The organism is Mycolicibacterium rutilum (assembly GCF_900108565.1).
Taxonomy (GTDB): Bacteria; Actinomycetota; Actinomycetes; order Mycobacteriales; family Mycobacteriaceae; genus Mycobacterium; species Mycobacterium rutilum.
In genome coordinates this window covers 2611315-2623258 of record NZ_LT629971.1, presented here as the reverse complement: position 1 = coordinate 2623258, position 11944 = coordinate 2611315, and the positions used below count along the sequence as shown (strand labels likewise).

Genomic DNA, 11944 nt, shown 5'->3' with positions numbered 1-11944 from the left:
GTCAGGAACCGTATCGGCATTTTCCGACACCCCGTTACCGCGCGAGCAGACACAAAGTGACCCGAAACCCGCGGATTTTTGAGCAGTTGGCGTCTGCTCGGCGGATCGTTAGGTGACGAGCGAGACCGAGTTGCTGCGGCGCAGCTTGCCCGACGGGGTCTTCGGGATGGTGCCCGGACCGAGTACCACGACGTTGCGCGGGCGCACGTCGACCTCGGCGACCACCTCGTGGGCGACCTGGCGCTCGATGCGGTGCACCTCGTCCGGGTCCTGCCAGGCGTTGGACTCGACGGCGACCGCGAACGTCTCGCGCGCGTGCCCGGCGTCGAGCCGCACGGCGACCGCGCAACCCGGACGCACACCCTCGACGCGGCACGCGGCGCGCTCGATGTCGGTCGGGTAGATGTTGCGGCCGGCCATGATGATCACGTCCTTGACGCGACCGCACACCACGATGTTGCCCTCTTCGGTGATGTAGCCGAGGTCGCCGGTGTCGTACCAGCCGTGCTCGTCCTGGGCAGGGATGAAACCGCCCATGGTGAGGTAGCCGGGCGTCAGGGACTCGCCGCGCAGCTCGATGACGCCGACGCCGCGCGGCGGCATGACGTTGCCGTGCTCGTCGATGACGCGGGCCTCGAGGTCGCGCAGCAGCGGGCCGAGCGAGGCCAGCCGGCGGGTGTTGCCCTTGGTGGCGGGCACGGCGCGGCGCAGCGCGGCGAGCAGGTCGGCGTCGACCTCGTCGACGACCAGGCCCGCGCCGCACGGCGAGAACGACACCGCCAGCGTCGTCTCGGCCATGCCGTAGGCGGGCAGGATCGCGTCGGGCCTGAGCCCGAACGGCTTACCGGCGTCGAGCAGGTCCTCGACGTCGGCCGGTTCGACGGGCTCGGCGCCCGAGAGCGCGAAGCGCAGTGTCGACAGGTCGAACTCGCCGGGCTTGGCCTGGCGGCGCAACCGCTTGGCGAACAGCGCGTAGGCGAAGTTCGGCGCGGCGGTCATGGTGCCCTTGTACTTGTCGATGAGCTTGGCCCACAGCAGCGTGTCGCGCAGGAAGTCCATCGGCGTGACCTTGACCAGCTCGGCGCCGAAGTACATCGGGATGGTCAGGAAGCCGACCATGCCCATGTCGTGGAAGCAGGGCAGCCAGCTGACCATGACGTCCTTGTCGACGTCGTACTCGGCGCCGATGAACATGGCCTCGGCGTTGGAGTAGATGTTGCGGTGCGTGATCTGCACGGCCTTGGGGGATCCGGTCGATCCGGAGGTGAGCTGCATCAGCGCCAGGTCGTCCTCGCCGACCTCGACGGGATCGGTGGGCTCGGAGGCCAGCAGGTCGGCGACCTTGAGGACCTGGATGCCCTTCTCCTCGAGCACCGGGATCGCGACCAGGAACGGCTCGGACACGATGACGGCCTTGGCCTCGATCATGCCGATCACGTTCATGGTGTCCTCGGCCCACACCACCAGATCGGTGCGCGGGGTCGGCTGGTGCAGCATGGTCAGGCTGGCGCCGCGCATCCACAGGCCCTGCGCGGTGGGGGCGATCTCGACCGGGAAGCCGGCCAGCACGCCGACGGCGTCGCCGGGGCCGATGCCGGCCTTCTTCAGGCCGCCCGCGATGCAGCGCGCGCGCTCGTGTACCTCGCCCCAGGTATGCCGGACGGGTTCGTGCGGTTCACCGGTGACCATGCCCGTCTTGGCGGTCCGGGCGTTGTAGTACATCTTCTCGGTGAATCGGCTCACGACGACCTCCTCGGCTCCAGAGCAAAGACCCCGGTGTAATGCTCCGCCTGATCAGCGGCGCTTTTGCGTAGGCGCGCACACATTTGGGGAGCGGTTGTGTCTCGAATCGGTGATGCTCCGGACTCTTCGCGGTATCTGACGACACGCCCGCCGCTGTATCCGGCGGGCGAAGAAGCCGCGTCCCTTGCTTGACCGCTAGTTCTCACCGCGAGCCATCTTATGCAACTCTTAAGTAGCTGCCAAACTGTCGCGATAATTGAGGCCTGGGTCACAACACATGCGCTGGTGAGCGGGTCAGACCGAGGTGGACGGCGACGGCACCACCCGCGCGCCGTGCACCGGGCCGCTGGCCACCCGCACGGTCCGGCACACCCCCGCACCGGCCAGTTGTGCGCCGACGTCGACGGCCGCGCCCGCCGAGGCGCACAGGAACGCACACGTCGGGCCGGAGCCCGAGACGATTCCGGCCAGCGCGCCCGCTTCGGTACCCGCGCGCAGGGTCCGGCGCAGTTCGGGATCGAGGCGCAGCGCTGCGGGCTGCAGGTCGTTGCCGAGCAGCGGGGCCAGCGCGTTGGCGTCGCCGGAGGCCAGCGCGGCCAGCAGCGGTTCGGCGTCGTCGAGCCGCGGCGGCGCCTCGCGGCCCGCCTCCCGCAGCCGGTCCAGCTCGCCGAACACCGCGGGCGTCGACAGGCCGCCGTGCGCGAACGCCAGCACCCAGTGAAAGGTGGTGCGGGCCAACACGGTCGCGAGCTCCTCGCCGCGGCCGGTGCCCAGCGCGGTGCCGCCGTGCAGCGCGAACGGCACGTCGCTGCCGAGTTGCGCGGCCAGCGCGTGCAGATCGCGGCGCGGCACCCCGAGTTCCCACAGCGTGTTCATCGCCACCAGCACGGCCGCGGCGTCGGCGCTGCCGCCGGCCATTCCGCCGGCCACCGGGATCGACTTCTCGATGCTGATCGCCACGTCCGGCGCGCGCCCGACGTGGTCGGCCATCAGCTCGGCGGCGCGCCAGGCCAGATTGCGCGAGTCGACGGGCAGCGACTCGGCGCCCTCACCGGTCATCTCCAGCGACAGCACGTCGGCGTTGCGCACGGTGATCTCGTCGAGCAGCGACACGGCGTGGAACACGGTGGTGAGTTCGTGGTAGCCGTCGTCGCGGCGGTCCCCCACCGCGAGATAGAGGTTGACCTTGCCCGGCACGCGGACGGTGACCGACCCGGTGGGCACCCACTCGGAGGCGGTGTTTCCGTTCCAGCCTGGCACGGCACGACACTAGCGGAGTCGGCCTAGTCTTTAGAGCGTGCTCTCGGCGGGGGAAGGTTTCGAAGGGTACGTCGTCGACGCGCCCATCGGCCACGGCGGATCCGCCACCGTCTATCGCATTCACGACGCCGAGCGCCCGGACCGGGTGGTGGCACTGAAGATCCTCGACGACCACAACCGGCACCTCGCCGAAATCGGCCGACTGCGAAGGGAATTCGAGTTCGCCCACCGGCTCGATCACCCGAACGTCGTGACGGTCTACGAACGCGGCCCCGGGTGGCTGACGATGGAACTGGTCACCGGCGGCGGCGTGCAGCGCCTGCGGACCGTCGCCGAACGCCTCACCGCACTGGGCCAGATCGCCGACGCGCTCGACTACACGCACAACCGCGCGATCGTGCACTGCGACGTCAAACCCGCCAACATCCTGGTCGAACCGGACGGCTCGCGCGCAGTGCTGATCGACTTCGGCGTCGCGGTCACCCTCGCCGACGACATCTGCCGGCGCCCGACGCAGGTGGAGACGTCGCTGCCCTACTCGGCGCCCGAACTGCTCACCGGCCACGCCCCGACCGAGGCCACCGACGTGTACGCGCTGGCCTGCACCACCGTCGAACTGATCACCGGGTCACCGCCGTTTCCACACAACGACGGAATGACCCTCGTCGACGCGCACCTGCATGAGGCGCCGCCGAAGCTGTCGCGGCGAACACCATGGCTGCCAAGGGCTTTCGACTCGATCGTGGCCAAAGCACTGGCCAAGAAGCCCGCAGACCGCTACCAGTCGTGCCGCGAGTTCGTCGCGTTGATCACCCGCGCGCTGCAGTGACCTACAGGACGCCGACGGAGCCCTGCTCGTCGGCTTTGGTGTCGACGTCCGGCTTGTCGGCCTCGCCGGACCGCTGCAGCAGCCGGACGAAGTCCGCGATCGACAGCGTCTCGCCGCGGCGCGACGGGTCGATGCTGGCGGCCAGCAGCCGGCGTGCCGACTCGTTGCCCGAGCCCGCCCATTCGGCGAACGCGTTGCGCGAGGTCTTACGGCGCTGCGCGAACGCGACGTCGATGAGGTCGAACACCTTCTGCCGGAACCGCTCGTCGGTCGGCCACGGCGACACCTCGTAGCGGTCGATCCGCACCAGCCCGGAGTACACCCGCGGGATCGGCCAGAAGACGGTCGGCGACACCATCCCGAAACGGCGGACGTTGCCGAAGAACCGGACCTTGGCACTGGGCACGCCGTAGTCCTTGCCGCCCGGTTCGGCGGCCAGCCGCTCGGCGACCTCGGCCTGCACCATCACCATCACGGTGCGGATCGAGGGGAACTCGGCGAGCAGGTGCAGCAGCGCGGGCACCGCGATGTTGTACGGCAGGTTGGCGACCAGAGCCGTCGGCTCCTCGGTCAGCTCCGCCCTGCGCAGCAGCAGGATGTCGCGGTTGAGCACGGTCAGCCGGTTGATCTCGCTGTGCGAGTGCTCGGCGATGGTGGTCGGAAGCTGCCTGGCCAGCACGGGGTCGATCTCCACCGCCGTCACGCGCGCTCCCCGATCCAGCAGCGCCAGCGTCAGGGAGCCCAGACCGGGGCCGACCTCGAGAACGTGGTCATGCCGGTTGACCCCGGACGCCGACACGATGCGGCGCACGGTGTTGGCGTCGTGGACGAAGTTCTGGCCGAACGATTTGCGCGGCCGGAAATCAATCTCTTTCGCCAGGTGTCGTATCTCGGTCCGCCCGAGTAGTCGAATGGTCAGCGCGCCCCAATCCTCCCGCTACAAGTCGGCCACGCTCCCCACCCTTGCCGCGCCCGAGTGACTTCAGCAATCGCGATTTGTTCTTCTCTTGTTGCCAAATCCGCTCGTGCAGCATACCTCAGACCCCCGTTGCGCTCCCATGTGTTTTGGTCAAATTGAACGCCACCGTAAAATCCGTTGCCGGTGTTGATGGCCCAATTACCTCCGGCTTCGCACCGCGCGAGCGCATCCCAGGTCGCCGGATTGGCCACCGGCGGTACCTCGGTGCCGGGTTTGGTGCCGACTCGCAGCACGCCGTCACGGGCCGGGGTGAGAACGACATTGGCTACTGGCAGCCTGCCGGTTTCGGTTCCGTTGAGCTTTGCTATCGCAAAAACCACGTCCTGCACGCCGGGCATCCCGGGGTCCTCCACGACCTGGCGGCTCTGGTTCATCGTCGGGTCTTCGATGCGGGTCATCACCGGGGGCAGCGGCACCCGTTCGGTGACCTTCTCGATGCGGTTGCGAGTGACCGTGATCTGCATCTCATCGACGACCGGGGCCGATGCGGCGGGCACCACTTCGTCGCGTTGCTCGAGCCGCGCGCCGGCCGCCTCGAGCAGCCCGGCGACGTTGGGTGCGGCCAGCGTGACCGTGCGCTGCGAGCCGCCGTCGTTGATGTGGACGGTCTTTGCGCTGACGACCGGCAGCGACATGCCCGCCAACGGGACGCGGCTGCCGCGCGAGGCCGCCGCGGGCGCCTTGTCGGTCATCTGAAGCTGGGCGAGCGCCTCGTCGACGGTGGACGCCGTCGTCCACACCTGCCTGCTGTTCTCGCCGTCGAGCGAGACCTGCAGCGGACGGCTGCGGCGCAACACGATCGTGTCGGATTGGTCCACCGGTTCGTCGGCGGCGGGGAAAAGGTCGTCGCGCTCGCCGACCTCGAAGCCGTTCTCCTCGACCACGTCGATGACGCGCGACTTCATCGTGGCCACCGTCGTGGACGCACCGTCGACGGTCAGCGTGACCGTTTTGTGCGCCGAGACCGCGACGCCGCCCGCGAAGGCCAGGGCGAGCAGCGTCGCACCGACCAGAAGTCGCAGTAACGGCGAGCGCGCTTCATGGATCTTGCTGAATGTATTCAAAACGTCGTCTAACCCCGACTATCGGACGGAGCGCCGTTGCCTGCTGGCGCTTCCGTGTTCGATTACAGGACGGTAACGGAGTCGCTCAGGGGCAGCAACTCGCGAGGCCATACGTGCGGGCTGCCGTGGTGGTGGTTTCGCGCGCGAGGTCCTCCGCCGGCTTATCGAGGATCTGGGCGAGCGCCCGCACGGTGTACGGCAGGCAGTACGGCTCGTTGGGCGCCCCGCGGTAGGGGTGCGGCGTCAGGAACGGGGCGTCGGTCTCGACCAGCAGCTGGTCCGGCGGGATCAGCGCGGCGGCCTGCTGCAGATCCTTGGCGTTCTTGAAGCTGACGGTGCCCGACAAGCTCAGCAGCCAGCCGGCGTCGACGCAGGCCCGCGCCATTTCCGGGCCCGAGGAGAAGCAGTGGAAGATCACGGTCTCGGGGGCGTCCTCGGCGGCGAGGACGTCGAGGATCTCGGCGTCGGCCTCGCGGTTGTGGATCATCAGCGGCTTGCCGAGCCGCTTGGCGAGGTCGATGTGCCACGCGAAGGCCTCCCGCTGCGTGGCCAGGTCCGCGCACCCGTCGAGCTTGCCCGGCCAGTACAGGTCCAGGCCGGTCTCGCCGACCGCGACGACGCGGGGGTGGGCCGCCAGCCGCTCGATCTCGGCGCTGGCGTCCTCGGTGAGCGCGTTCGCCCGCGTCGGGTGCAGCGCGACGGCGGCGTAGACCCGGTCGTCGGCGTCGGCGGCACCGGTCACCCAGCGCGCCGAGTCCAGGTCGTCGGCGATGGTCACGACGGCCTGCACGCCGACCGCGGCGGCGCGGTCGACGATCGCACCGATGCTCGCCGCGTCGGTAGCCCCGCACGCGTCGAGGTGCGTGTGGGCGTCGATCAGCGGGGCCAGCGGCTCCGGGGCGGGCGGCGGCTCCCTTCTGCCTGGACGCTTCTGACTCACCGCCACACCATAAGCTGAGTTCAAATGAGTGACCCTTTCTACATCACCACCGCGATCGCCTATCCGAACGGCGATCCGCACGTCGGACACGCCTACGAGTACATCGCCACGGACGCGGTGGCGCGGTTCAAGCGTCTCGACGGCTACGACGTGCGCTACCTGACCGGCACCGACGTGCACGGGCTGAAGATGGCCGAGGCCGCCAAGGCCCAGGGCGTGCCGACCGCCGAGCTGGCGCGGCGCAACTCCGACGTGTTCCAGCGTCTGCAGGAGAAGCTCAACATCTCCTTCGACCGGTTCATCCGCACCTCCGACGCCGACCACTACGAGGCGTCCAAGGCGATCTGGCAGCGGATGAACGACGCCGGTGACATCTACCTCGACTCCTACAAGGGCTGGTATTCGGTCCGCGACGAACGGTTCTTCACCGAGGCCGAGACCACCGTCGGCGACGACGACGTGCGGATCGCCACCGAGACCGGGGCTCCCGTCACCTGGACCGAGGAGGAGACGTACTTCTTCCGGTTGTCGGCCTACGCCGACCGGCTGCTCGCCCACTACGAGGCCCATCCGGAGTTCATCGAACCCGAGACGCGGCGCAACGAGATCGTCAGCTTCGTCTCGGGCGGGCTGCGGGACCTGTCGATATCGCGCACCACGTTCGACTGGGGTGTGCCGGTGCCCGACCACCCCGACCACGTCATGTACGTGTGGGTCGACGCGCTGACCAATTACCTGACCGGCGTGGGCTTTCCAGACACGGACTCGGCCGACTTCCAGCGCTACTGGCCTGCCGACCTGCACATGATCGGCAAGGACATCATCCGCTTCCACACCGTCTACTGGCCCGCGTTCCTGATGTCGGCGGGGATCGAGTTGCCGCGCAGGGTGTTTGCGCACGGCTGGCTGCTCAACCGCGGCGAGAAGATGAGCAAGTCGATCGGCAACGTCGTCGACCCGGTCAACCTCGTCGACACGTTCGGCCTCGACCCGGTGCGCTATTTCTTCCTGCGCGAGGTGCCGTTCGGCCAGGACGGCAGCTACAGCGAGGATGCGATCATCGGCCGCATCAACGCCGACCTGGCCAACGAGCTGGGCAACCTCGCGCAGCGCTCGCTGTCGATGGTCGCCAAGAATCTTGACGGAATCGTCCCGGAGCCAGGCGATTTCACCGCTGACGACCGTGAGCTGCTGGCCGCGGCCGACGCCCTGACCGACCGGGTCCGCGCGCACTTCGACGCGGTCGCGATGCACCTGGCGCTCGAGGCGATCTGGTCGGTGCTCGGGCTGGCGAACAAGTACTTCTCGGCCCAGGAGCCGTGGGTGCTGCGCAAATCCGAGTCCGCCGAGGACCAGCAGCGGTTCGGCACCGTGCTCTATACGACGCTGGAGGTGGTGCGGATCGCCGCGCTGCTGACGCAACCGGTCATGCCCGACTCGACGGCCAAGCTGCTCGACCTGCTCGGCCAGGACGCCGGCGCGCGGACCATCGCCGCCGTCGGCACCCGCCTGCAACCAGGCACCGCCCTGCCGGCCCCGACCGGCGTGTTCCCCCGCTACCAGGCTGAGTGATCTGCAACGTGAACGGTCTACACGAAAAGCTCTACGACATCTACGAAGAGGTCGCCCGGCGCAACGCCGGTGAGGCCGAGTTCCACCAGTCCGTCTACGAGGTGCTCACCAGCCTCGGGCCGGTCGTGCAGAAGCATCCCGAATATGTCGACTCCGAGGTCATCCGGCGGCTGTGCGAGCCCGAGCGGCAGATCATCTTCCGGGTGCCCTGGGTCGACGACCGCGGCACCGTGCAGATCAACCGCGGCTTCCGCGTCGAGTTCAACTCCGCGCTCGGACCTTTCAAGGGCGGCATGCGGTTTCACCCGTCGGTGTACCTGGGCATCGTCAAGTTCCTGGGCTTCGAGCAGATCTTCAAGAACTCGCTGACCGGCATGCCGATCGGCGGCGGCAAGGGCGGCGCGGACTTCGACCCCAAGGGCCGCTCGGACAACGAGGTGATGCGGTTCTGCCAGTCGCTGATGACCGAGCTGTACCGCCACCTCGGCGAGTACACCGACGTGCCCGCCGGTGACATCGGCGTCGGGATGCGCGAAATCGGTTACCTGTTCGGGCAATACAAGCGGATCACCAACCGCTACGAGTCCGGTGTGCTGACCGGCAAGGGCATGACGTGGGGCGGTTCGCAGGTCCGCACCGAGGCCACCGGATACGGCACGGTGTTCTTCGTCAACGAGATCCTCAAGGCCAACAACGACAGCTTCGAGGGCAAGCACGTCGTGGTGTCCGGTTCGGGCAACGTGGCGATCTACGCGATCGAGAAGATCCACGAACTCGGCGGCACGGTGGTCGCCTGCTCGGACTCCAGCGGCTACGTCGTCGACGAGAAGGGCATCGACCTCGACGTCCTCAAAGAGGTCAAGGAGGTGCGCCGCGGCCGCATCGCCGACTACGCCGAACTCCGCGGCAGCACAGCGAAGTTCGCCGAGGACCGCAACGTCTGGAGCGTGCCGTGCGAGATCGCGCTGCCGTGCGCGACGCAGAACGAGATCAACGGCGAGGAGGCGCGGGCGCTGATCGCCAACGGCTGCCGCGTCGTCGCCGAAGGCGCCAACATGCCGTGCTCACCGGACGCGGTCAAGTACTTCGGCGAGGCGGGCGTGACGTTCGCGCCGGGCAAGGCCGCCAACGCCGGCGGCGTGGCCACCAGCGCGCTGGAGATGCAGCAGAACGCGTCGCGGGATTCGTGGACCTTTGCCGACACCGAGCTGCGGCTCGAGCAGATCATGCGCCGCATCCACAACCGGTGCCTGGTGACCGCCGAGGAGTACGGCCAGCCGGGCAACTACGTCGCGGGTGCCAACATCGCCGGGTTCATCCGGGTGGCCGACGCGATGCTGGCGCTCGGGCTGGTGTAGACACGAATATGTGATGCAGGTCACGTTCTGTCACGTACGGGCACCCCGCGGTGTCTTGAGGGCATGACTGGAAACGCACACACCCCCAATACCAAGGTCGTCGTCATCGGCGGCGGTTACTCCGGCACGCTGGCGGCCAACCACCTGCGGCTGCGCGGGAATCTCGACATCACCCTGGTCAATCCCCGCCCGAAGTTCGTCGAGCGCATCCGCCTGCATCAGGCCGTGACCGGCGACTACGACGCATCAGTCGACTACGGGACGCTGCTCGGCGAGGGAATCCGTCTCGTGGTCGACACCGCGACCCGCATCGACACCGACGCACGGACCGTGCAACTCGCGTCGGGCGCCGAACTGGACTACGACTACGCCATCTACGCCGTCGGCAGCACCGCCGCCTTCCCCGCGGCGGTCCCCGGCGCAGCCGAATTCGCTTACTCGGTGGCCGAATTCGAGCATGCGCAGAAGCTGCGTCAGCGGCTGGAGGCGCTGCATCCAGCCGCCCCGGTCACCGTGGTCGGGGCCGGCCTCACCGGAATCGAAACGGCTGCCGAACTCGCCGAACACGGCCGCAATGTGACGCTGGTCTGCGGCGGGCGACTGGGGCCGGCGCTGTCCGACCCGGGTCGCCGCTCGGTGGCCAAGGCGATGCGCAAGCTGGGCGTCACTGTGCTCGAAGCCGACACGGTGGCCGAGGTCCGCGCCGACGCGGTGGTTTTCGCCGACAGCGCCGTGCGGCCGAGCGCGGTGACCGTGTGGACGACCGGGTTCGGTGTTCCCGACCTCGCGGTGGCGAGTGGGCTGCACACCGACGAGATGGGCAGGCTGCTCACCGACGAGACGCTCACCAGCGTCGACGACGAGCGCATCGTCGCCGCCGGCGATTGTGCCGCCCCGTCGGGTGAACCGTTGCGGATGTGCTGCGGAACGGCCACTCAGCTCGCACCGCAGGCGGCCAACACCGTGTTGAGCCGGATCGCGGGCACCGAACCCGCGGTGTTGGAGTACGGCTTCGCGGGCAATTCGTGCACCGGTTTGGGCCGCCGCGCCGGACTCCTGCAGTTCGGCCGCCAGGACACCACACCGGTCAACGCGTACCTCGGAGGCCGTGTTGCGGCGTCACTGAAGGAGACGATCTGCAAAGGCACCCTGTGGGGGATCCGCCGCGAAGCCCGCAAGCCGGGTTCGACGCCCTGGTTCAAGGGCGGTCCGCGTCCCGAGGAGCCCGCGCTCGCGCCGAAGGTGGTCGAGGAAACGTGACGGCCTCCGGAGGCGAACATGCCGAGCGGTTCACGCTGCTGCGGCCGCTGCTGTTCACGATCGCCTACGAGATCCTGGGCAGCACAACGGAATCCGACGATGTGCTGCAGGACAGCTATCTGCGGTGGGCCGACGTGGACCTGGCCACCGTGCGCGACACGAAGTCGTATCTCGCGCAGCTGGTGACGCGTGAGGCGCTCAACGCGCTGCGGGCCAGGGCACGTCGCCGCGAGGAGTACGTCGGCCCGTGGCTGCCCGAACCGCTGCTGCTCGACTCGCGCGACGCCTCCGAGGACGTGGTGCTCGCCGAGTCGGTGTCGATGGCCATGCTCGTGGTGTTGGAGACGCTGACGCCCGACGAGCGCGCGGTGTTCGTGCTGCGCGAGGTGTTCGACTTCGACTACGACGACGTCGCTGCGGCGGTCGGGCGGTCGGTGTCGGCGGTGCGCCAGATGGCGCACCGCGCCCGCGAACACGTCCACGCCCGCCGCAACCGGTTCGGGCCCGTCGACGCCGAGCGCACCGCGCAGATCACCGAGCAGTTCCTGACCGCGGCGGCCACCGGCGACATGGACGGGCTGATGTCGCTGCTGGCCCCGCGCGTGACGTGGACCGCCGACCACGGCGGCAAGGCCACGGCGATCCGCAGGCCGGTCGTCGGCGCCCGCCGGGTGGCCGCGCTGATGACCCGGCTGTTCCAGGTGGCCCGCGAGACCCCGGAACTCCGGATCGAGACCGCCACCTACAACAGCGCGCCCGCCGTCGTCGTCTACACCGGCGAGCACCTCGAGGGCCTGTTCGTGTTCGAGGTGGTCGACGACCAGATCACCAACCTCTACGCGATGCGCAACCCGGACAAGCTCGCAGGCATCACGGTGCCGCGCCGGATCACCCGGTAGTGATGTGTGCCACATTCGCCGGCGGGCTGTCACACTCCGT

The 11944-nt window shown here is 68.7% G+C and carries 10 protein-coding genes; 5 read left to right on the top strand and 5 right to left on the bottom strand.

All coding sequences use genetic code 11. The annotated features are described in order from the left end of the window. Positions 1 to 108: 108 nt before the first annotated feature. A complete protein-coding gene (locus BLW81_RS12810) occupies positions 109 to 1743 on the bottom strand; it encodes a fatty acyl-AMP ligase (RefSeq protein ID WP_083407505.1) in 1635 nt (544 codons plus the stop codon). A gap of 294 nt (positions 1744 to 2037) precedes the next feature. Beyond that, on the bottom strand, positions 2038 to 3003 hold the full coding sequence (locus tag BLW81_RS12800; RefSeq protein ID WP_083407504.1) for a 4-(cytidine 5'-diphospho)-2-C-methyl-D-erythritol kinase: 966 nt from the start codon (positions 3001 to 3003) through the stop codon (positions 2038 to 2040). 37 nt (positions 3004 to 3040) lie between these two features. On the opposite strand from BLW81_RS12800, the gene BLW81_RS12795 reads away from it, so the two are divergent. Continuing rightward, positions 3041 to 3832 carry a serine/threonine-protein kinase gene (locus BLW81_RS12795; RefSeq protein WP_083407503.1) on the top strand — a complete coding sequence of 264 codons (792 nt, stop codon included), beginning with the start codon at positions 3041 to 3043 and terminating at the stop codon, positions 3830 to 3832. A gap of 1 nt (position 3833) precedes the next feature. Here BLW81_RS12795 and rsmA read toward each other — a convergent pair whose 3' ends face one another. From rsmA to BLW81_RS12780, 3 genes are all read right to left on the bottom strand, one after another. Continuing rightward, positions 3834 to 4751 (bottom strand): 16S rRNA (adenine(1518)-N(6)/adenine(1519)-N(6))-dimethyltransferase RsmA, encoded by a 918-nt coding sequence (gene rsmA / locus BLW81_RS12790; RefSeq protein ID WP_083407502.1) that lies wholly within the window; start codon positions 4749 to 4751, stop codon positions 3834 to 3836. Then, positions 4748 to 5875, bottom strand: coding sequence for a resuscitation-promoting factor (locus tag BLW81_RS12785; protein ID WP_083407501.1), 1128 nt, complete (start codon positions 5873 to 5875; stop codon positions 4748 to 4750). The genes rsmA and BLW81_RS12785 overlap by 4 nt, the downstream gene beginning before the upstream one ends. An 85-nt stretch (positions 5876 to 5960) precedes the next feature. After that, complete coding sequence (locus BLW81_RS12780) at positions 5961 to 6815, bottom strand: TatD family hydrolase (protein ID WP_083410501.1); 855 nt, start codon at positions 6813 to 6815, stop codon at positions 5961 to 5963. Positions 6816 to 6839: 24 nt separating this feature from the next. On the opposite strand from BLW81_RS12780, the gene metG reads away from it, so the two are divergent. The 4 genes from metG to BLW81_RS12760 all read left to right on the top strand — a co-directional run bounded on the left by metG (position 6840) and on the right by BLW81_RS12760 (position 11904). After that, on the top strand, positions 6840 to 8387 hold the full coding sequence (metG, locus tag BLW81_RS12775) for a methionine--tRNA ligase (RefSeq protein WP_083407500.1): 1548 nt from the start codon (positions 6840 to 6842) through the stop codon (positions 8385 to 8387). Positions 8388 to 8395: 8 nt separating this feature from the next. Continuing rightward, complete coding sequence (gdhA, locus tag BLW81_RS12770) at positions 8396 to 9745, top strand: NADP-specific glutamate dehydrogenase (protein ID WP_083410500.1); 1350 nt, start codon at positions 8396 to 8398, stop codon at positions 9743 to 9745. Between the two features lie 63 nt (positions 9746 to 9808). Continuing rightward, positions 9809 to 11005, top strand: coding sequence for an NAD(P)/FAD-dependent oxidoreductase (locus BLW81_RS12765; protein ID WP_083407499.1), 1197 nt, complete (start codon positions 9809 to 9811; stop codon positions 11003 to 11005). Continuing rightward, entirely contained in the window at positions 11002 to 11904 is a 903-nt protein-coding gene (locus BLW81_RS12760) for an RNA polymerase sigma-70 factor (protein WP_083407498.1), read from the top strand. The genes BLW81_RS12765 and BLW81_RS12760 overlap by 4 nt, the downstream gene beginning before the upstream one ends. Positions 11905 to 11944 lie beyond the last annotated feature (40 nt).